The organism is Micromonospora sp. NPDC048986 (assembly GCF_040649335.1).
GTDB classification, from domain to species: domain Bacteria; phylum Actinomycetota; class Actinomycetes; order Mycobacteriales; family Micromonosporaceae; genus Micromonospora; species Micromonospora alfalfae.
Genome location: NZ_JBEZFJ010000005.1, coordinates 190,916 through 210,480 on the forward strand (window position 1 = coordinate 190,916; position 19,565 = coordinate 210,480).

The following is a 19,565-nucleotide window of genomic DNA, read 5'->3' on the forward strand; positions in this document are numbered from 1 at the left end:
AGCCATCGGGTTCTTCGGGGCGACGCGCGTGCGTCGACAGTGACGGTCGAGGGTCTGGTGCTACCGATCGGTGGCGCGGCGGATGGTCGCGGCCAACTGCGACGAGTCGTGGCCGGGCTCGACTCCGTCGACGAGAATCACCTCGCCGGTGAGGTGCCTCGTCCGCAAGGGCTTGATTTCCTGGTAGTCGCTGGACTGGTACCAGGAGCGGGCCTGGTTGAGGTCGGGAAACTCAATGACGATCACATCGCCGGTCCAGTCGCCCTCCAGGACGTCGATCGCACCGCCGTGGACGAGGAACCGGCCCGCGAAGGGCGCGAGGGTGGCGTCGATTCGTTCCAGGTACGTCAGCACCTCGGCGTGGACGGGTGCCTTGCGGAGGTGCGCGAGCGCGTATGCGGCCATGAGTGCCTGTCCTTTGCGGCTGGTCTGCTGGCTGTGGTGGCGGTCGGCGTGGGCTGCCACGCCCCGGGATCGGATCGGTCGTGCCGGGAGAACTATCTCCGCTCTCCGGTCGGGCTGTCGATTACCTCGCAGGTAATGGCCCGTCTGTCGGTGCGGAACTAGGGTCGGTGGGTGACGATCTCGACCCGCCACGGGCGACCGGTGGGGGAGTTGCTGCGCGACTGGCGCCGGACTCGCGGAATGAGCCAGCTCGACCTGTCGATCGAGGCGGGAGTGTCGGCCCGGCACCTGAGCTTCGTCGAGACCGGACGATCCCGGCCGAGCCCCGACCTCATCCTGCGGCTGGCCGAACACCTGCAGATGCCGCTGGCCGAGCGCAACAGGATGCTGCTGGCCGGAGGCTTCGCGCCCGCCTACCCCCGCCACCAGTTGAGCGACCCCGAGCTGGCACCGGTACGGGCCGCGGTGCGGCAGATCCTCGACGGTCACAGCCCGTACCCCGCGCTGCTCGTCGACGAGCACTGGCACCTCGTCGACGCCAACCCTGCCGTCGCCCTGTTCACAATGGACGCGCAGCCACACCTGCTCGCCCCACCCGTCAACGTGCTGCGCCTCAGCCTGCACCCCGACGGTCTGGCGCCGCGCATCGTCAACCTGCCCGAGTGGCGGGCCCACCTGCTGAAACGGTTGCACCAGCAGGCGACGACGACAAACGACCCGATCCTGTACGACCTGCACGAGGAGCTTCGCGGCTATCCCGGTGGCGACGTCGACACGACACCGACGAGCGATGCCGTGTCACGTGTCCTCGTCCCACTGCGCTACCGGCATGGTGATCAGGAGTTGTCCTTCGTCAGCACCACCACCCTCTTCGGTACGCCGCGGGAGGTCACCGTCGCCGGGTTGGCCGTCGAGGCGTTCTTTCCCGCTGACCCGGCGACCACGCAGACCCTCCGAGCCCGTGCCGCGTCGTGACTCGGCCGCTGCCCGTCACCCAGGGGGAGCGGGCGGCGGCTGACGGAGCGTGTCGTCGATGATGCCGGGCATCCGCCGGGCCACTCCCGCGAGGAGATCCGCCACCTGCACGCGCGGATCGTCGCGGGAGTCCACCATCACCAGCCCCGCCAGGGGCGACGCCCCGGTCGGCAACGCCAAGACCCGGTGCACACCGGCCGACTGTGGCTGGCCCTCGTCGGCCAACACCCGCTGGAGGCGGGTCAGCCGGTCGGCCGTCAGGGCGCTCTGCTCGTCGTGGGTCACCAACACCTGCCGCCGGCCGTCGCTCCAGGACAGGACCGTCTCCGCAAGCGCGGGCAGCAGCGGTTCCAGTGGTGGAGGGACAGTGCGGTCGTCGACGTCGAGCCTGGCCACCACGGCCCGCACGTGCCTCGGGCTGAGCCCGTCGAGGACGGCGTCGGCCACAGTGCCGAGGCCGTGGCGCCGCAGCGTGTCCCGGGCCTGGAAGAACCGCCGTACGGTCTGGTCGACCGGAAGTCGCCGCTTCATCCGGACCAGGTCGACGAACGCCGACAGGAATGCGTCCCAGTCGCCTCCGGCCGAGCGTCCGGCCTCGTGCAGGGCGAGAGCGGCCGGATGGTGCTCGCGAGCCAGCCGGGTGCCCGCCGCGTACGACGGCTCGGTCAGCAGGAAGTCCACGATTCGGGTGACGAGGAAGAACTCCTTGTCGATGAGGTGGACGTGCGCGCGGCCGGTCAGCGCCGCCAGGAACCACTCCAGTGCCTCGTGCGCACCCGAGCCGCGCAGGAACCGGCCGGACTTGAGCTCGTGCGGCGCGAACCGGAACCCGGACCGCAGGGCGGTGATGAGCGCGACCGCCTCGTCGACGGCCAGGTCGACGCTCGCGTGCGTGATCACCGGGGCGGCCGAGTGCAGCAGGTTCGTGCCCGAGAATCCCGACTCGTCGCAGGCGATCTCCACGACGGCCCCGACCACCACCGCGCCGCCGGGCGGTAGTCCACCTTGAAGAGGCGATCTCACCGCCGAGCTCCCGCCATGCCGCCATGGTCACCCGTGCGCCGGCAGAGAACAACCCGATTGCGGACGGGGACCGCTGCTCAGTGGTCGCGACAGCCGACCTGGTCGCCGATCTCCGGCGGAATGCCGAACGGGGTGCATTCGAGTGCGCTGCCTTCGCCCAGCTTCTGCCACCCGCCGTCCGAGTGCTTGAACAGCAGCACACCGTCACCCTGCATCCCCGGGTCGACGGCGAGCACGCCGGCCGTGGCCCACTGCCTCGCGCACCTGATCTGATCCGGATCGATCCGGTGGGTGCTGCTCAGTCCCGATGCGGCCTGCAGGGTGGCTGCGGTCACCGGGCAGGCGGCCGGGGTGGTGCCGGGCGACGTGCTGCGGGTCGGTGAGGCGCTGACGGCGGTGGGCGCCGTAGCGGGCGAGGCGGGTGTGGAGCTGGCCGGTGGCGTGGTGCTCGTCCCGGCGGCGGGAGTGGGCGCGGCGGTGGTGCAGGCCGCCAGGCCGGTCAGCGCGGCGACGGGCAGGAAGGCGCGGAGCGCGGTCAGGGTCATCGTTTCTCCGGGGGAAGCATCGATTCGGATTTCTCAGTACACGTCCTTGGCCCCACCGGGGTTGCACTGTCGCGTCGGGGTGCACGTCGGAGGGGATGTACGGCCAGCTCGGTCGTCTGCCTGCGTACATCTGATGTATGGCCGTCGGGTTGGGTGGTCGTCGGCGTGATCCTGGCCGATCGCCGTGTGGTGCCGTGTCAGCGCGGCGCTGCTCATCCACCCGTGCATCTTGCTGACCGGCCAGTGCGGCGCTGTGGGTGCCCATCGATCGACCGTTGCCTATTCTGTGGTGCCGGAGTAACCTTCCCGAAACACATCAGATGTCTGGCTCGCCAAGGCCCGGCGTCGGCCTGCTCAGGCAGGGTCCCGGTTGGCGCACCCAAGCGGATCCCCATGTCGAGTCCCATAGTTGTCACGCTTCGGGGTGGCCGGACTGGTCACCGTTTGGAGGATCGATGTCAGACCTGACCCGACGGCAGGCACTCAAGATCGGCGCAGCCGGCGCGGGCGGTGCTCTCCTGCCGGCTCCCTGGACCGCCGTGGCCAAGGCCGACTCGGCGGCCCCGCCGCAGGTGTTGGCCGCCGGGGACCTCGCCCTCTGGTACGACGAAGGGGCCGGCACCGACTGGCTGCGGGCGCTGCCGATCGGCAACGGCCGGCTCGGCGCGATGGTCTTCGGCAACGTCGACACCGAGCGGCTTCAGCTCAACGAGGACACCGTCTGGGCCGGTGGGCCGCACGATCCCAGCAACACCCGAGGCGCGGCGGCGCTGCCGGAGATCCGGCGGCTGGTGAACGCGAACCAGTGGACCCAGGCCCAGGATCTGATCAACCAGACCATGATGGGCAACCCCGGCGGCCAGTTGGCCTACCAGACCGTCGGCAACCTGCGGCTCGCCTTCGGTTCCGCCAGCGGAGCGTCACAGTACGACCGGACGCTCGACCTCACCACCGCCACCGTCACCACGTCGTACGTGCTCAACGGCGTTCGCCACCAGCGGGAGGTGTTCGCGAGCGCGCCGGATCAGGTCATCGCCATGCGACTGACCGCCGACCGGACCGGCTCGATCAGCTTCACCGCCACCTTCGACAGCCCGCAGCGGACGTCGGTGTCCAGCCCCGACGGCACCACCATCGGCCTCGACGGCATCTCCGGAAACATGGAGGGCGTCAACGGCCAGGTCCGCTTCCTCGCGCTCGCCAACGCGACAGTCAGCGGCGGCAGCGTGTCCAGCTCCGGCGGCACCCTGCGGGTGACGAACGCGAACAGCGTGGTCCTGCTGATCTCCATCGGCTCCAGCTACGTCAACTACCGCAACGTCGGCGGCGACTACCAGGGCATCGCCCGGCAGCGCCTCACCGCCGCGCGGGCCAGCAGCTACGACCAGCTGCGCAGCCGGCACGTGGCCGACTACCAGGCGCTGTTCGGCAGGGTCACCCTGGACCTGGGCCGCACGTCCGCGGCCGACCAGACCACTGATGTCCGGATCGCCCAGCACAACAGCGTCAACGACCCGCAGTTCTCCACGTTGCTGTTCCAGTACGGCCGCTACCTGCTGATCTCGTCCTCGCGGCCCGGCACCCAGCCGGCCAACCTCCAGGGCATCTGGAACGACTCGCTGGCCCCGGCATGGGACTCGAAATACACGATCAACGCCAACCTGCCGATGAACTACTGGCCGGCCAACACCACGAACCTGGCCGAGTGCCACAACCCGGTCTTCGACATGGTCAGAGACCTCGCCGTCGCCGGAGCGCGGACCGCGCAGGTGCAGTACGGCTCCGCCAGTGGCTGGGTCACCCACCACAACACGGACGCGTGGCGGGCCACAGCTGTGGTGGACGGCGCGTTCTGGGGGATGTGGCAGACCGGTGGCGCCTGGCTGTCCACGCTGATCTGGGACCACTACCTGTTCAACGGCGACATCGAGTTCCTGCGGACGAACTACCCGGCCATGAAGGGCGCCGCGCAGTTCTTCCTCAACACCCTGGTGACCGAGCCGACCCTCGGTTACCTGGTGACCAACCCGTCGAACTCGCCGGAGCTGAGCCACCACTCGAACGCCAGCGTGTGCGCCGGCCCCACGATGGACAACCAGATCCTGCGGGACCTGTTCGACGCGTGCGCCCGGGCCAGCGAGATCCTCAACGTGGACAGCACCTTCCGGGCGCAGGTTCGCGCCACCCGGGACCGGCTCCCACCCATGAAGGTCGGCTCGCGCGGCAACATCATGGAGTGGCTCTACGACTGGGTGGAGACCGAACCCAACCACCGGCACATCTCGCACCTCTACGGGCTGGCACCCAGCAACCAGATCACCAAGCGCGGTACCCCGCAGCTGTTCGAGGCGGCCCGGCGGACCCTGGCGCTGCGCGGCGACGACGGCACGGGCTGGTCGCTGGCCTGGAAAATCAACTTCTGGGCGCGGATGGAGGAAGGCAAGCGGGCCCACGACCTGATCCGCTACCTCGCCACCACCGCGCGGCTCGCGCCCAACATGTTCGACCTGCATCCGCCGTTCCAGATCGATGGCAACTTCGGCGCCACCGCCGGCATCGCCGAAATGCTGTTGCAGAGCCACACCGGCGAGCTGCACGTCCTGCCCGCGCTGCCGCCGGCCTGGCCGAGCGGGCGGGTGACCGGCCTGCGCGGTCGGGGCGGGCACACGGTCGCCATCACCTGGGCGAGCGGTCTGGCCACCGAGATCCTCATCCGACCGGACCTGGCCGGCACCGTCCGCCTGCGCTCCCGGATCCTGACCGGCACCGTCACCGTGGTCGACACCGCCGACGGTACGGCGGCAAGGACCACCCGGATCGAGTCCGACCTGATCGAGGTCACAGTGCAGGCCGGACGCACCTACCGGGTCACCAGTTCCGGGGTCGCCACGCCGACGCTGGAGCAGAGCTTCAGCAACGTCGGCATCACCAGCGACAGCAACACCAACGTCGGGAACTTCGACGGCGGTGGGGCCTCGCTCTCCGCGCAGGCCCTGGCTCAGGCCGGGGCCAGCCCGGGCGGCACGATCAGCCGCAACGGGGTCAACTTCCGCTGGCCCAACGTCAGCTCCGGGGCCGCCGACAACGCCATCGCGTCGGGCCAGACCATCGGCGTGACCGGCACCGGCAGCACGCTCGGCTTCCTGCTGACCGGCACCTACGGCGCGGTGTCGGGGACCGGCACCGTGGTCTACGCCGACGGCACCCGGCAGACGTTCACGTTGAGCACGCCCGACTGGTACGGAGGGCCGAACTCTGCCGGAACGGCGGCGATCGTGTCGGCGTACCAGAACCGGCCCAACAACCAGCGGCAGAACACCGCCGCCTGCGTCTACTACGTGGGCGTCGGGTTGCAGAACAAGGCAGTGGCCTCGGTGGTGTTGCCGAACATCAGCGCCCGGCCGGCCACGAACGTGCCGACCATGCACATCTTCGCCATCGCGATCGGGGGCTGACGGCAACGATTCCTGCTCGGGGGAGCACGACCGGGCCCGTCCCCACTGTGGGGGCGGGCCCGGTCGCGGCTTTCGGTGCCGCGGTGGCTAGGGCGGATCGCGCCGGTACGAGAGTCGTGGCGTCGGGGCGCCATCGCGTAGAGCTGGTCGCTCGGATCGACGATGACGTTGAGTCGTGTCCCGACTGTCAGGGCTGTGGTTTCTGCACCGCACGTCGGCCGGGTCCGGCGTGGCACCGGACCCGGCCAACGGGCGGGCTAGCGGATGCGCTCGCCGCGGCTCTCGATCCGGAAGTAGTCGAAGGCGACGTCGAGGTCGGTGGAGGTGCCGGCCCTGTTGAAGGCCAGCAGCCCGGCCTTCGTCGGCTCGACGTTCAGCGTGGTGGAGCCGATGTAGCGGTAGACGCTCCCGTCGGTGGAGTAGTAGGCGCGGTAGCTGTCCCCGATCTTGGTCAGTCGCAGCCAGATCGCGCCGTCGGCCCCGACGATGCGCTGGGCGTCGGCTCCGGTGATCTCCAGTGTGGACGCCGTGCCGTTCTGCTCGCGCAGGAAGACGATCCGGGTCTTGTTGACGGCGGCTGTCGCGTTGCCCATCTCCCAGGCGAGCTTCACGTAGTTGTTGTCGTCCGCGTACCCGAGCACACCGCCCTGCTCGTTGTTGCTGGCGAGAGGGCGTGAGAAGACGACTCTGGACTCGGCGGTCCAGTCACCGTCGACGTCCTGCAGGGCCAGGTTCCTCGCGGTGTTGGTGTTGCCCTGAAGGTCGCCCTGCTGGGCGGTGATGACCATTGACCCGTCGGCCAGACGCCGGTTGCCCTCGTCCGGGCGGACCCACTGCCACTGCGGGCCGAGCTGGGCCGAGTCGAACTCGTCGCTGCCGGTGATCGTGGTGTTCAGGTCAACCGTGTAGACCGACGAGGCTCCGCCGTTGGTGACGGTGACCCGAGCCTGCCCGGTGGGGCTGGTCGCCTGCTCGACGGCGACAGTGGCGGCGGGGTCGGCGGCGCTGGCGGTGACGGCCGGCACGGTGGTGGTGCCGGCCGGCACGAGGGCGTTGTAGCGCGGCACCGTCGGCGCGAGGGACGTCAGGCGCTTGCCGCCGACGCGCAGGGCCGTCAGCGTCGTGTCGGGCACCAGGTTGAAGACGTAGTTCTTCACCAGGGGGCCGAAGAAGCTCTCCGTCGTGACCTTGACGACCGCCTGACCGGGCACGCTGGCCGCCTGGGAGATGATCTCGTAGCGGGCCTTCCGGTCGGCCGTCCGCACCTTGGTGATCGTCGGCGACGCCCCGGCCGGCACCGGGATGGTGTACGAGGTGTCCGACAGGTTGAAGCCGCCGAACTTCTTGCCGTTGACGACGATCGTCGCCGACAGTGGCGCGTCGTCGACCGGGATGTCCCGCCCGCTGAACTCCTTCCAGTAGTTCACCGAGGTGTCCCGCCAATCGGCGGCGTCCGCCTCGTGCACGGCCAGCTTGTCGCGTACCTCGGCGAACCGGCGTGCGTCGATGTCGGGTTGCAGCGTGGCCCAGGTCTCCCGCATCCAGGTCACGTACTGCACGCCCATCTGGTAGCGGTAGACCAACTCGTCCCAGAACGTCCGGCCGCTGTCCAGGCGATGGCCCCACGGCACGTGGTGGAACCACATCAGCAGGTTCTCCGGGACCGAGTTGATGTTCCCGTAGCGCTGCTGCAACCGGGGGAAGTACTGGGCGGCCAGGTTGCTGCCGGTGGGAGAGCGGTCGAAGCCCAGACCGACGCTGTCGGCCTTGTTGTAGTAGATCGGGCTCCAGTCGTCGCGGCCAGCCCAGTCGGCGGGGTCGGGACGGTAGTGGGCGCCCTCGGCGAACTGGTGGCCGATGCCCAGCGGCGTCTGGTAGCTGACCAGCGACTCCCACGAGCCCATCATCATCTCGTGGATGGTGTCGACGACGCGCCGGTCGTTGCTCCAGGTCATCCGCGTCCAGTCGGTCGCGATGTCCGCCGAGTCGAGCGTCCAGTCCCACGCCTGACGTCCGAAGGCGAACAGGTTCGCCTGGGCGAAGTGGTGCCCGGTCAGGTTGTCCGCGTTGCCGAGGTTGGCCACACCCACGATGGCGGTGTCCGGGTGGTGCTGGGCGGTCCCGTCGACGATGTTGCCGACCAGGCGCTTCTTGAGCAGCTTTCCGTTCGCGTCGGTGGCGTACGTGTCGGTCTTGAGGATCTCCTCGTACATCGGGCCGAGGTAGGCCAGCATCCAGTTCTGGCCGGTGTACTCCTGCGTGATCTGGAGTTCCAGGGCCTGGTTGGTGTTCTCCATCCGGCCGAACATCGGGTGGATGGGCTCGCGCGCCTGGAAGTCCAGTGGCCCGTTCTTCGTCTGAAGGAACACGTTGTCGGCGAAGCGTCCCCGGCTGCCGTCCGGCTGGACCTCGTCGTCGATCGGCCCGAACTCCAGGTAGGCCCGCTTGAGCCGGTCGTTGTCGACCTCGGCGTTGTAGACGAACGTCCGCCAGTGCACCGTCATCCCGAGCGGCGCCACAGCGGCGGCGATGGCGTTCGCGCCGTCACCGTGGTCGTACCCGAAGTCCTGTGGCCCCGGCTGGCCCTCGGAGTTGGCCTTGACGGTGAGGCCCATGAAATCCGGGATCGCGGCCTGGATCTGCTGGGCCCGGCGGTGCCACCAGCCCCGGAAATCCGCGCCGTACGGATCGAGCTGGCTGTTGGTCAGGGTGTCCGGCGCGAACCGGCTGTCGGTGGGCGCTGTGTAGCGGATCGACAGGCCCAGTTTGATGCCGTACGGACGTAGCGCGTCGGCGAGGGCCGCCTCCTGCGCGATGCGGGTGCTCGTCAGGTACGCGTTGTCGGCGTTGACGTTGTTGATGGTGATGCCGTTGATGCCCAGCGACGCCAACGCGCGGGCCATGACGAGGTAGCGGTCGAGGATGACGGGCAGGTTCCGGCCGGCGCTGGCGCCGGTCGCGGCGAAGTTGAAGATCGCCCCGCTCTCCCCGTTCAGCCCGCCCAGCCCGGAGGCGTTGTTGCCCGCGTAGAGACGCTCGGTCTCCCAGTTGTTCAGCAACCGATGTTTGATCTTCGGTGACTCCGCGACGCGGAGATGGTCGACGGGTTTCTGGGTCTGGAGCAGCCGGAGGAAGGCGAAGGTGCCGTACAGCGCGCCGAGGTCGGTGTTGCCGGCGATGACGGTGAACCGTGCCCTGCCCTTCGCCACCGACCGGACGAGGTAGCCCTCGTCGCCCACAGTGGCCAGGTCGCGGGTCGTGATGGTGCGGCCCACCAGCGGCGAACTCGTCGGCGTGCCCACCACCACCGCGCCGTCCGGGACCGTTCCGTCGTCGACCGACGCCACGGGTGTCGGTCGACCGAGCAGCCCGCCCAGGCCGCGGACCAGTTCGTCCCGGGCTGCGCCCAGCGTGGTCTCGACGAGTTTCTCGCTCGAACCGGGGGCCATGGCGAGGTCCGTCGTGTGCCGGTGGACCTTCGTGGCGTCGGCGTTCTCGACCACGATGGCGGTGGCCGCGCGGCGGTAGTCACGCAGCAGCTTCGCGTCGTCGACCGGTACGTACCGCAGCCACAGGTCGGAGCCGTTGTAGTCGTCCGGCGACGGGGCCGCGGCGACCGGCGTGGCGGTGGCGACGGTGAGGGTGGCCGCGACGGTGGCCAGTGCCGTGCCCAGCACGATGAGGGTTCGCCGTAGCCGGGGCACCGAAGCTCGGTTCATCGCCATCTCCTCGTTCGTTCGCTGGGGACGCCGTTCGGCCCGTCCCGCGAGCGCAACGACGTTGCTGGATGGATGCGCGTCGATCCTTCCCGGCCTGGCTCCGGGTCGGCAACGAGTTGTCGTTTCTTGTCGCGGGGCCGCCCGGCCCTCACGGCCTGTGGGCCGCCGGGCCGGGAACGGGCCGCTGCCGTACCCACGCAGGTCGGGCCCGACCGGGGGCCGGGTTGCGCGCTGCCGTCGAGTCGCGGACCACGAGGCGTACCGGCAGGACCATGGGTCGGCCGGTGTGCCCGGGTGCCCCGTCGATCATCGTGAGCAGGTGCCGGGTCGCGGCCGAGCCCTCCGCGTAGAGCGGAGCCGCGACGGTGGTGAGCCCGGGTGTGACGATGTCGGCGGCGAGGATGTTGTCGAAACCGACGACGCTGACGTCGCCCGGAACGTTGACGCCCATCCGGCTGAGACCGCGGATGATCCCGATGGCCATCTGGTCGTTGAACGCGAGGACCGCCGTCGCGGGACGCGCTAACAGCTCCTGCGCGGCCCGCTCACCGCCCGCCAGGGTGGGACTGAACGGCCCGATCTGGCGAACCTTGATCTCCAGCTCCATGCCCGCTTCGAGCAGCGACCGCCAGCGGATGCCATTGGGCCAGGACGCCTGCGGCCCCGCGACGTAGGTGATGTGGTCGTGCCCCAGCTCACCGAGGTGCTCCGCGGCCCGCCGCACCCCACGACTGTCGTCCGTGACGACGCAGGGCACGTCGGCCAGAGCGCGGTTGAGGACCACCACCGGTCGCTGCTTGGCGACCATCCGGATGGCGGAGTCGGACATCCGGCTGCTCGCCAGCACGATTCCGTCGACTGTCGACAAGGTGCGCTCGACGGCCGCTCGTTCCAGCCGGTCGGACTCCTGGGCGTCGATCAGCACTGTCGTGTACTCGCCGTCGGTCGCCGCGTCCTGCGCGCCGCGCACGATCTCGGCGTACACCGGGTTGGTGATGTCGGCGATGACCAGCGCGATCATCTGCGTACGCGACGTGGTGAGGGCGCGAGCGAGGGGGTTGGTCCGGTAGCCCAACCGCTCGGCGACCTGCCGGATCCGTTCGGCGGTCTCGGAGTTGACGCGACTGGGTCGGGAGAAGGCGCGGGACACCGTGGACGGTGAGACGTCCGCCTCGAGGGCGACGTCGTAGATCGTGACTCGCTGTCCCGGCGGGCTGATGTGGTCGGGCATCTGCATGCTCCTCCCGGCTACGCGCCGTGATCATGGTATGGCGGCGGTGAATACTCGGCAATGCCCCCGCAACAATCCAGCAGCCCGATCACATTCGCGCGAGGCAATACATGGCAACCCGTTGCCGCCGCGGCGCGCCGACTGCCTGAATCAGCACTGATGACACCTGGCGGAGGGAACGGCTCATGGGTATCTCGCGGCGCGGCGCTCTCCTGGTCACGGCATCGTCGCTCCTGGTGGGCGCGGTCGGGTGCGGGGCACCCGAGGCCCCCGGCGACAACACTGGCGACAGCACCGGTGAGGTGCCACAGCGGCCCGGTAAGGCCGTCACGCTCAACGTCCTCGACGTGGCGGGCAACCTCCAACTGACCCAGGGGATGATCGACGAGTTCGTCTCGAAGAACCCCGACGTGATCTCCCGGGTGACCTATTCGAAGGCCCCGGCGCCCGAACTGGCCGGGAAGATCAAGGCCCAGCAGGGGGCGGACCGGGTGGACATCGGTCTCGTGCTGACCGGCGTCGACGGCCTGGCCGCCGGGATCGAGCAGGGGCTCTGGATCGACGTGTTGCCGACCTTCCAGGACCGCCTCGGCGGCATGGGCAACTACCTGGAGCCGGCCGCCGCGATGCAGAAGCTCGCCGGCAACGCGGGCGTCACCGTCACCTACTACCCGTCCGGTCCGCTGCTCGAATATCTGCCGTCCCGCCTGGCGACGCCACCCACCAGCGCGGACGCGCTGCTGGCCTGGGCGAAGGCCAACCCCAAGAAGTTCCAGTACGCCCGACCGGCCAACTCCGGCCCGGGCCGGACGTTCCTGATGGGCCTGCCCTACATCCTCGGCGACTCGAACCCCAAGGACCCCACGGCGGGCTGGGACAAGACGTGGGCCTTCCTCAAGGAGTTGGGCCAGTACGTCGACTACTACCCGTCCGGCACCACCGAGACGATGAAGAACCTCGCCAACGGCACCGCGCACCTGATCGTCAGCACGACCGGTTGGGACATCAACCCGCGGGTGCTCGGCACGGTGCCCAAGGAAGCCAGGATCACCCCTATCGACGGCTTCCACTGGGTCACCGACGCGCACTACGCCGTCCTGCCCAAGGGCGTGTCGACCGACACCCAGGCCGCAGTGCTGGCCCTGCTGGCGTTCATGCTCACCCCCGAACAGCAGGCGAAGGCGTACGACGAGGGCTACTTCTACCCGGGACCGGCGATCAAGGAGGTCCAGCTCTCGTCGGCGCCGCAGAAGAGCCAGGACGCGATCCGGGAGTTCGGTCGCCCCGAGTACGACGCGCTGATCGCCGGGAACCCGACCGAGGTCCCGCTCGACGCGAAGGGCCTGGTGGCGGCGTTCAGCCGCTGGGACCGCGAGATCGGCGGCGGCAAGGTCAAGCAGGGATGAGCGCCTTCACCCAGCTGCGGCTGGACGGGGTGTCCCGCCGGTTCGGTGGCCAGGCCGCGCTCAGCGAGCTGGACCTGACGATCGAGGCGGGGGAGTTCATCGCCCTGCTCGGCCCCTCCGGCTGCGGCAAGTCGACGGCGTTGAACTGCCTGGCCGGGCTGCTGCCGTTGACGGAGGGGAGCATCTGGCAGGACGAGCGCCGCATCGACACGCTCCCGCCGGAGCGGCGCGGCTTCGGCATGGTGTTCCAGAGCTACGCCCTCTTTCCGCATCTGACGGTCCGGGCGAACATCGCCTTCGGGCTACGGATGCGGCGGCTGCCCAAGGAGGAGACGCGCCGGCGTACGGCGGAGGCGGTGCGGTTGGTGCGACTGGAGGACCACGTCGACAAGCTGCCCGGTCAGCTCTCGGGTGGCCAGCAGCAACGCGTCGCGATCGCCCGCGCCGTGGTGTTCGAACCGTCGCTGGTGTTGATGGACGAGCCGTTGAGCAACCTCGACGCCAAACTGCGCCTGGAGATGCGGACCGAGATCCGCCGGCTGCACCAGTCGTTGGGGCTCACCACCGTCTACGTGACCCACGACCAGGAGGAGGCGCTCTCCCTGGCCGACCGGCTGGTGGTGCTGCGGGAGGGGCGGGTGCAGCAGATCGGCTCGCCGCGTGAGCTGCACACCCGACCGGCGAACTGGCACGTCGCCGACTTCATGGGCTACCGCAACCTGTGGCGGGGGCGGGTGGAACAGTCCGAGGGCGCCCGGGCCACCGTCGAGGCGTCCGGCCTGCGCCTGCTCGGCGAGGTGGTGGGGGGTCTCCAGACCGGGGCGGACGTGGTGGTCGCGGTACGCCCCGAGGACATCCGTGTCGACGGGCCCGGCGAGACCCGCAACGCCATGTCGGCGACGGTCGAGGTGGTGGAGTACCAGGGCCGCGAGTTGGCGGCCGAGGCCCGCACCGACACCGGCCTGCTGCTGCACCTGCGGACCGAGCAGCGGATCGCGCCGGGCGACCAGGTCAAGCTCGCCGTCGACCCGCAGCGGCTGCTCGTCTATCAGGCCGACGCGCAGACGCAGCCCAAGCGCCTCGCGGACGCTCCGGGGGCGACTCGGTGAGCGGCGCCGGGCCCGGGAGGCCGCTGGCGCACTGGCAGCACCGTCTCGCCGAGCGGGGCGTCGACCGTCAGCTCTGGTTGCTGGTCCCGGCCCTGGTCTTCGTCATCGCCCTGTTCCTCTACCCGTTCTTCTACGGGCTGACGCTCTCGTTCCAGCCAACCACCGGCGGGCCGTTCAGCGACTACGCCCGGTTCTTCTCCGACTCCTACGAGCGGGGCACGATCTGGATCACGCTACGGATCGCGTTGCCAGCCGCGCTCCTGAACGTCCTCGCCGCGGTGCCGATCGCCTACCGGATGCGTGGCCGGTTCCGGGGCAAGCGGCTGGTCACCACGCTGTTGGTAGTCCCGATCACGCTCGGCACTGTCCTCACCGCACAGGGGTTGCTGAACTTCCTCGGCCCGACCGGCTGGTTCAACCGGATCCTGTTGGCCAGCAACCTCGTCGACGAGCCGGTCCGGCTGACCCACAACTACTGGGGCGTGTTCTTCTCGCTGGTGATCACCGGCTTTCCGTTCGCGTTCCTGCTGGTGCTGTCGTACCTCTCCGGCATCGACCCGACCCTGGAACGGGCGGCCGCGACGCTGGGCGCGGACTGGCGTCGTCGGTTCACCCGGATCACCCTGCCGCTGCTGATGCCCGGCCTCGCCACGACCTTCTGCCTGACGTTCGTCCTGGCGTTCAGCGTGTTCCCGTCGGCCGTTCTGGTCGGCAACCCGGCCGGGGAGACCCGGGTCATCTCCCTCGCCGCCTACCAGGCGGCCTACGAGCAGTACGACTACCCGTACGCGTCGGCGATCGCCATGATCATGGGCTTCGTCGAGCTGGTCATCATCGCTGTGGTGCTGGCCGCTCGTAGCCGCTTCTACACCGGCTCCACCGGAGGCAAGGGCTGATGGCAACGACCACCCAGGCCCCACCAGCGCGGACCCCCGCCACCGGCACCGACCGACGACGGCGCATCACCGCGCGCCCGGCCGCCTGGATCGTGTGGGGCATCGTCATCTTCTTCTTCCTCAACCTGCTGGGCGTCGTGGCGTCCGTGCTGGTCAGCTCGTTCGGCCAGCGCTGGTTCGACACCTGGCTGCCGGACGGCTACACCACCAGTTGGTACGCCCGAGCCTGGGACGAGTTCGCGCTCCTGTCGGTCATCGTCGTGACGCTGGAGGTCTCCGTACTCGTCGTGGGCCTCTCACTGGTGATCGGCGTGCCGGCCGCCTACGCCCTCGCGCGGCGCTCGTTCCCGGGCAAACGACTGATCTTCCTGGTGTTCCTGCTGCCCATCCTGATGCCCCCGATCACGTACGGCATCCCGCTGGCGACCGTCCTCTACAAGTTCGGCCTGGCCGGGCACATGTCCGGGGTGGTGCTCGCCAACCTCGTGCCGTCGGTGCCCTTCGTCATCCTGACCATGACCCCGTTCATCGAGCAGATCGACCCGAGGATCGAGAGCGCCGCGCGCATGTGCGGCGCGGGGCTGCGGACGGTGTTCCTCCGGGTCCTCACGCCGTTGCTCGTGCCGGGCATCCTCGCCTCCGCGATCCTCGTCCTCGTCCGGACCGTCGGCATGTTCGAGCTGACCTTCCTGACCGCGGGCCCCGACTCGCAGACCCTCGTCGTGGCGCTCTACTACTCGATGTCCGCGTCCGGCATCAGGGCGCAGCAGTCGGTCGACGCCATGGCGGTCATCTACACGTCGATGATGCTGGTCCTCCTCGTCGTCGCGCTGCGCTATGTCAACCCGACCCAGCTGGTGGCGCAGGTCAAGGACGAGCCGGAGCACTGATGCCCGGGCCGGCCGCCTCGTCGAGGATCTCACCCAGGTGGCCCGCGACAGCGATGAGCGCGGGCAACCTCGTGCGCAGGCCACGGTAGGTAGCGGCGAGAGCGGGGTCGACGGCGACGGGTTCGGTGCCGGCCACCAGAGGGTCGAGCTGGGTGACGGCGTGCGTGAGGTCACCCGCACCGCCGATCGCGAAGAGCCCGAGCGCCGCCGCCCCGAGGGTGACCCCGTCGGCCGTCCCCGCGACCTGGACCGGACAGTCCAGGACCGCGGCCATCACCTCGCGCCACAGCGGCGAGTGGAAGGCGCCGCCGGCCAACCGCACGCTGCCGATCGGCGTCAGCTCGGCCAGCCGGTCGCGGACACCACCGAGTTGCAGGCAGACGCCCTCCACGGCGGCCCGGACCAGGTGCCCGCGCGAGTGCTCGCTGCGCAACCCCAGGAACGCGCCAGGCGGGCTCCAGCCCTCGGCCGCAGCCGCGTCGGCCAGCAGATAGGGCAGCATCACGAGACCATCGCTGCCCGGTGCGATCCGCTCGGCGAGATCCAGCAGCGCGGGCGCGGCACTGTCGTCACCGAGGACACGTCCCGCCCACCGTACGACGTTGCCGCCGTTGCTGAGCGCGCCGCCGACAACCCACGCGTCGTCGGTCAACGCGCCGCAGGAGAACGTCTCCGCCGGGTCGGTGAGGGGAGCCGCGACGACGGTCCGCAGGGCCCCGGTGGCCCCGAGCGTCAGACCAGCGACTGTGGGGTCGATCGCCGCCGCGCCCAGACTCCGCAACGGGCCGTCTCCCGCGCCGACGACGACCGGTGTGCCCGACGGCAGGCCGACCGCTCGCCCGGCCATCGGCGACAACCGCAACACCGCCGTCGTGGGCAGCACCGGGGGGAGCTGACCATCGGACACCCCGGCGAGATCGAGCACGGCGGAACTCCACAGCCGACGGTGCACGTCGAACATTCCGGTGCCGGAGGCCGATGACAACTCGGTCACCAGCATCCCGGTGAGCCGATGGACCACGTAGTCCTTGAGGCCGATCCACCACCGCGTCGCCGTGCAGAGGTACGGCTCGTGGCGGGCGAACCACAGGAGCTTGCAGAGCGGGTTCATCGGGTGCACGGGTGTGCCCGTCAACCGGTGCAGCTCCCGGCTCTGGCCGGACAACCGCAACTCACGGGCCGCCTCCGACGACCGCGTGTCGCGCCGGGTCAGCAGCGGCGTCACCGGCGTCATCGTCGCGTCCAGCCCGATCAGGCCGTACCTGGCGGAGCTGAGCGCGACGGCGACCACCTCCGCCCCGGCGGTGCCGGCCACACACGCGGACAACGCCGCCACTGTGGCCGCCATGACCACGTCGGGATCCTGTACCTGCCAACCGGGCATCGGCTCACGCAGTGGGTACTCCCGCGTCGAGACGTGTCGTGCGGCGCCGTCCAGGGCGAACGCGGCAGCCCGCACAGCAGTGGTGCCCACGTCGACTCCGACGATCACCCGACGCTCCGGCCCCATCCGCACATGGTCGAGCGGTCCTCGGCGGGCCGGCAAGCGGTTGCGCGCAGTTGTCGTCACGGTGGCGCGTAGCCGACCCGGTTGCGTGAAAGATCGGGCAGCACCGACGCGGCTGGTGACAGGATTGTCGGCATGCCTGCTCGCGCACTGAGCTTCGGAATGGTGGCGCAACAGTACGAACGGTACCGACCGGGATACCCCGCCGAGCTTGTCGACCTGGTGCTGACGTACGCGGGTCGGCCCGTCCGAACGGCGCTGGAGATCGGTGCCGGAACCGGCAAGGCGACCCGGCTGTTCGCCGGAGCGGGCATCACTGTGACCGCGACCGAGCCGGACGGGGCCATGCTCGCCGAGCTGCGCAAGCACGTGCCAGCAGGTGTCCAGACCGTGCGGGCCGCGTTCGAGGACCTGCGTCCGGGCGAGACGTACCACCTGGTCTACGCGGCGGCGGCACTGCACTGGACCGCACCGGAGGGTCGGTGGTCACGGGTGGCCGCGCTGCTGGAACCAGGCGGTGTGTTCGCCTCGTTCGGCGGACCTACCCAGCTGGCCGACCCGGCGGTGGCGGACGCCGTCCGCGCCGCCCGGGCACCGTTCTTGGAGAGCGACGAGATCGCCTCTCCCGACGGCACGCCCCCCGGGCAGGCCATGCAGTGGCCCGGCACGGAACTGCAACGCTGCGTCTGGTTCACCGATGTGCGGCAGACCGTCGTCGAGCGTCGGCTGACGATGAGTGCGCGCGACTACGTCGGTCACCTGTCGACGATCTCGGCGTATCTCACGCTGCCGACCTCGCAGCAGGAGCAGGTCTTCAGCCAGATCGAGCGGATCCTGCCCGAGCGGGTCGAGCTTTCCGCAGACATCGTCGTGCATCTCGCCCGTCGGCGCTCCGATCGGTAGCGCCCGAGGGCGCTCAGACCAGGAACTCCTCCCGCATCCGCGCGCCCAGGTTGATCCCGCCGACCGCCCGGGGGCCGGCCGGGTCGTGCACGGCGACTGTGTTGTTGCGGCGCATCAGCTCCCGGACCGCGGGCGGCAGTCGCGGCGGGTCGTCCATTGCCGCGAGGACCTGCCCGGCACTGACGATCAGTCGATCAGCCAGGGTGGCGGCGTCGGTGTCCACCCGCACCCGGCCGTACTCCCAGCCGGAGGTGGTCAGGTCGAGCACCTCGAACACGCGGGTCACCACCGGGTTCGGGTCGGTCACCCGGTCGAGCCGGGGCGCCCGGTTGCCGAGCACCGTGACGGCGGCGGCCACCTGCGCGTACGGGTGGAAGCCACACGGCAACGCGAACAGCGGCCAGCGCAGGGCCGGGCCCGCCTCCTTCCACAGCGGCCGGTAGTTACGGCGGTGCACCAGCAGCCGTCGGCCCGTGCGCCGGTGGATCTCCTGGGCCTGGGCCTGCAGGTCCACGTGGGCCTCGTCGGCGACCTGACTCACGATCCGGGTCGCCACCACCAGGCCGTCGTCACTGTCGAGCGAACCGGTGAGCGCGTCGACCTGTTCGTTGAACCGGATCCGCGCGTGGGGGCCGTACCGGGACTGGACGTCGTGCAGCAGCGCCTGCTGGCGTCCCGGGTCGAGCTGGACTCGCCTACCGCCCAGCAATCGACGGAGCCAACGCATGTCGCCTCGATTCAGCAGAGCCGTCGCGGACGGCGGCAATGTTAGTGCGTCGACCCTTCCTCATGTTCCCAAGGGGGTTGATCGACTCCGCTCTCGGAGACGGCGATCACCGCCGCCGCGGCGTGATCAGCCCCGACTCGTACGCCCACACGACCAACTGGGCCCGGTCGCGGCAGTGCAGCTTCGTCATCGCCCGGTTGACGTGTGTCTTGGCGGTCAGCGGGCTGATCACCATGCGCGCGGCGATCTCGTCGTTGGTCAGCCCACGGGCGACCAGCTCGACGATCTCCTGCTCCCGGGCGGTCAGCACGTCGCGTCCGGCCGTCGGCACGGCCGGCGGCGGGCCGGCCACGAACTCACTGATCAGTGTGCGGGTGACGGTCGGCGCGAGCAGCGCGTCACCGCGCGCGACGACGGCGACGGCGTGCAGCAGGTCGGCGGGGTCCGCGTCCTTGAGGAGGAAGCCGCTGGCGCCCGCGCGGAGGGCGGCGAACACATAGGAGTCGAGCCCGTAGTTGGTGAGGATCAGAACGCGGATCGCGGTGAGGTCGGGATCGGCGGCGATGCGCCGGGTGGCCTCGATGCCGTCGAGGCCCGGCATCTGCACGTCCATCAGGACGACGTCCGGGCGCAGACACCGCGACAGGTGGACGGCCGAGCTGCCGTCGGTCGCCTCGCCGACGACCTCCAGGTGGTCCTCGGCGTCGAGCAGTGCCCGGAAGCCGGCTCGCATCAGCGCCTGGTCGTCGGCGAGCAGCACCCTGATCATCGCGG

General features: G+C 70.0%; 15 protein-coding genes. 7 read left to right on the plus strand and 8 right to left on the minus strand.

Translation table 11 applies throughout. The annotated features are described in order from the left end of the window. Positions 1-60 precede the first annotated feature (60 nt). Positions 61-405, minus strand: coding sequence for a DUF1330 domain-containing protein (locus tag AB0B94_RS13180; RefSeq protein WP_357275837.1), 345 nt, complete (start codon positions 403-405; stop codon positions 61-63). Positions 406-576: 171 nt separating this feature from the next. Here AB0B94_RS13180 and AB0B94_RS13185 point away from each other — a divergent pair, with 171 nt between their 5' ends. After that, the gene (locus AB0B94_RS13185; protein ID WP_357275841.1) at positions 577-1,380 is read left to right on the plus strand and encodes a helix-turn-helix transcriptional regulator; all 804 of its coding nucleotides are present in this window, start codon (positions 577-579) and stop codon (positions 1,378-1,380) included. Positions 1,381-1,395: 15 nt separating this feature from the next. Here AB0B94_RS13185 and AB0B94_RS13190 read toward each other — a convergent pair whose 3' ends face one another. Next, the gene (locus tag AB0B94_RS13190) at positions 1,396-2,403 is read right to left on the minus strand and encodes a hypothetical protein (protein ID WP_357275846.1); all 1,008 of its coding nucleotides are present in this window, start codon (positions 2,401-2,403) and stop codon (positions 1,396-1,398) included. Between the two features lie 77 nt (positions 2,404-2,480). After that, the gene (locus AB0B94_RS13195) at positions 2,481-2,948 is read right to left on the minus strand and encodes a hypothetical protein (RefSeq protein ID WP_357275850.1); all 468 of its coding nucleotides are present in this window, start codon (positions 2,946-2,948) and stop codon (positions 2,481-2,483) included. Between the two features lie 455 nt (positions 2,949-3,403). Here AB0B94_RS13195 and AB0B94_RS13200 point away from each other — a divergent pair, with 455 nt between their 5' ends. Beyond that, positions 3,404-6,403, plus strand: coding sequence for a glycoside hydrolase family 95 protein (locus AB0B94_RS13200; protein ID WP_357275854.1), 3,000 nt, complete (start codon positions 3,404-3,406; stop codon positions 6,401-6,403). Between the two features lie 257 nt (positions 6,404-6,660). Here AB0B94_RS13200 and AB0B94_RS13205 read toward each other — a convergent pair whose 3' ends face one another. Both AB0B94_RS13205 and AB0B94_RS13210 read right to left on the minus strand, forming a co-directional pair. Next, a complete protein-coding gene (locus AB0B94_RS13205; RefSeq protein WP_357275860.1) occupies positions 6,661-10,122 on the minus strand; it encodes an alpha-glucuronidase family glycosyl hydrolase in 3,462 nt (1,153 codons plus the stop codon). Between the two features lie 148 nt (positions 10,123-10,270). After that, positions 10,271-11,353 (minus strand): LacI family DNA-binding transcriptional regulator, encoded by a 1,083-nt coding sequence (locus AB0B94_RS13210; RefSeq protein ID WP_357275865.1) that lies wholly within the window; start codon positions 11,351-11,353, stop codon positions 10,271-10,273. Positions 11,354-11,538: 185 nt separating this feature from the next. On the opposite strand from AB0B94_RS13210, the gene AB0B94_RS13215 reads away from it, so the two are divergent. The 4 genes from AB0B94_RS13215 to AB0B94_RS13230 are packed head-to-tail and all read left to right on the plus strand — an operon-like array spanning position 11,539 to position 15,654. Beyond that, entirely contained in the window at positions 11,539-12,759 is a 1,221-nt protein-coding gene (locus tag AB0B94_RS13215) for an extracellular solute-binding protein (RefSeq protein WP_357275869.1), read from the plus strand. Continuing rightward, complete coding sequence (locus tag AB0B94_RS13220; protein WP_357275875.1) at positions 12,756-13,868, plus strand: ABC transporter ATP-binding protein; 1,113 nt, start codon at positions 12,756-12,758, stop codon at positions 13,866-13,868. Before AB0B94_RS13215 ends, AB0B94_RS13220 begins: the two co-directional genes overlap by 4 nt. Continuing rightward, positions 13,865-14,764: an ABC transporter permease gene (locus AB0B94_RS13225; protein WP_238668531.1), complete on the plus strand. Its 900-nt coding sequence runs from the start codon at positions 13,865-13,867 to the stop codon at positions 14,762-14,764. The genes AB0B94_RS13220 and AB0B94_RS13225 overlap by 4 nt, the downstream gene beginning before the upstream one ends. Then, positions 14,764-15,654, plus strand: coding sequence for an ABC transporter permease (locus AB0B94_RS13230; protein WP_357275883.1), 891 nt, complete (start codon positions 14,764-14,766; stop codon positions 15,652-15,654). The genes AB0B94_RS13225 and AB0B94_RS13230 overlap by 1 nt, the downstream gene beginning before the upstream one ends. Here the strand turns inward: AB0B94_RS13230 and AB0B94_RS13235 are convergent. Next, entirely contained in the window at positions 15,632-17,164 is a 1,533-nt protein-coding gene (locus AB0B94_RS13235) for a gluconokinase (protein WP_357275889.1), read from the minus strand. The two genes, AB0B94_RS13230 and AB0B94_RS13235, sit on opposite strands and share 23 nt — an antisense overlap. A gap of 132 nt (positions 17,165-17,296) precedes the next feature. Between AB0B94_RS13235 and AB0B94_RS13240 the strand changes: the two genes are divergently transcribed. Then, positions 17,297-18,064 carry a class I SAM-dependent methyltransferase gene (locus AB0B94_RS13240; protein ID WP_357275895.1) on the plus strand — a complete coding sequence of 256 codons (768 nt, stop codon included), beginning with the start codon at positions 17,297-17,299 and terminating at the stop codon, positions 18,062-18,064. 13 nt (positions 18,065-18,077) lie between these two features. Here the strand turns inward: AB0B94_RS13240 and AB0B94_RS13245 are convergent, their stop codons facing one another. Both AB0B94_RS13245 and AB0B94_RS13250 read right to left on the minus strand, forming a co-directional pair. Further along, positions 18,078-18,791 carry a hypothetical protein gene (locus AB0B94_RS13245; protein WP_357275899.1) on the minus strand — a complete coding sequence of 238 codons (714 nt, stop codon included), beginning with the start codon at positions 18,789-18,791 and terminating at the stop codon, positions 18,078-18,080. A gap of 106 nt (positions 18,792-18,897) precedes the next feature. Further along, positions 18,898-19,560, minus strand: a complete 663-nt coding sequence (locus tag AB0B94_RS13250; protein WP_238668524.1) for a response regulator transcription factor — start codon at positions 19,558-19,560, stop codon at positions 18,898-18,900. Positions 19,561-19,565: the final 5 nt, after the last annotated feature.

What these genes read in the sequence shown, in the direction of transcription:
- AB0B94_RS13210 (WP_357275865.1), bottom strand. Translation starts at nt 11,353, where the DNA reads ATGCCCGACCACATCAGCCCGCCGGGACAGCGAGTCACGATCTACGAC.
- AB0B94_RS13220 (WP_357275875.1), top strand. Translation starts at nt 12,756, where the DNA reads ATGAGCGCCTTCACCCAGCTGCGGCTGGACGGGGTGTCCCGCCGGTTC.
- AB0B94_RS13230 (WP_357275883.1), top strand. Translation starts at nt 14,764, where the DNA reads ATGGCAACGACCACCCAGGCCCCACCAGCGCGGACCCCCGCCACCGGC.
- AB0B94_RS13200 (WP_357275854.1), top strand. Translation starts at nt 3,404, where the DNA reads ATGTCAGACCTGACCCGACGGCAGGCACTCAAGATCGGCGCAGCCGGC.
- AB0B94_RS13215 (WP_357275869.1), top strand. Translation starts at nt 11,539, where the DNA reads ATGGGTATCTCGCGGCGCGGCGCTCTCCTGGTCACGGCATCGTCGCTC.
- AB0B94_RS13180 (WP_357275837.1), bottom strand. Translation starts at nt 405, where the DNA reads ATGGCCGCATACGCGCTCGCGCACCTCCGCAAGGCACCCGTCCACGCC.
- AB0B94_RS13250 (WP_238668524.1), bottom strand. Translation starts at nt 19,560, where the DNA reads ATGATCAGGGTGCTGCTCGCCGACGACCAGGCGCTGATGCGAGCCGGC.
- AB0B94_RS13240 (WP_357275895.1), top strand. Translation starts at nt 17,297, where the DNA reads ATGCCTGCTCGCGCACTGAGCTTCGGAATGGTGGCGCAACAGTACGAA.
- AB0B94_RS13235 (WP_357275889.1), bottom strand. Translation starts at nt 17,164, where the DNA reads ATGGGGCCGGAGCGTCGGGTGATCGTCGGAGTCGACGTGGGCACCACT.
- AB0B94_RS13195 (WP_357275850.1), bottom strand. Translation starts at nt 2,948, where the DNA reads ATGACCCTGACCGCGCTCCGCGCCTTCCTGCCCGTCGCCGCGCTGACC.
- AB0B94_RS13245 (WP_357275899.1), bottom strand. Translation starts at nt 18,791, where the DNA reads ATGCGTTGGCTCCGTCGATTGCTGGGCGGTAGGCGAGTCCAGCTCGAC.
- AB0B94_RS13205 (WP_357275860.1), bottom strand. Translation starts at nt 10,122, where the DNA reads ATGAACCGAGCTTCGGTGCCCCGGCTACGGCGAACCCTCATCGTGCTG.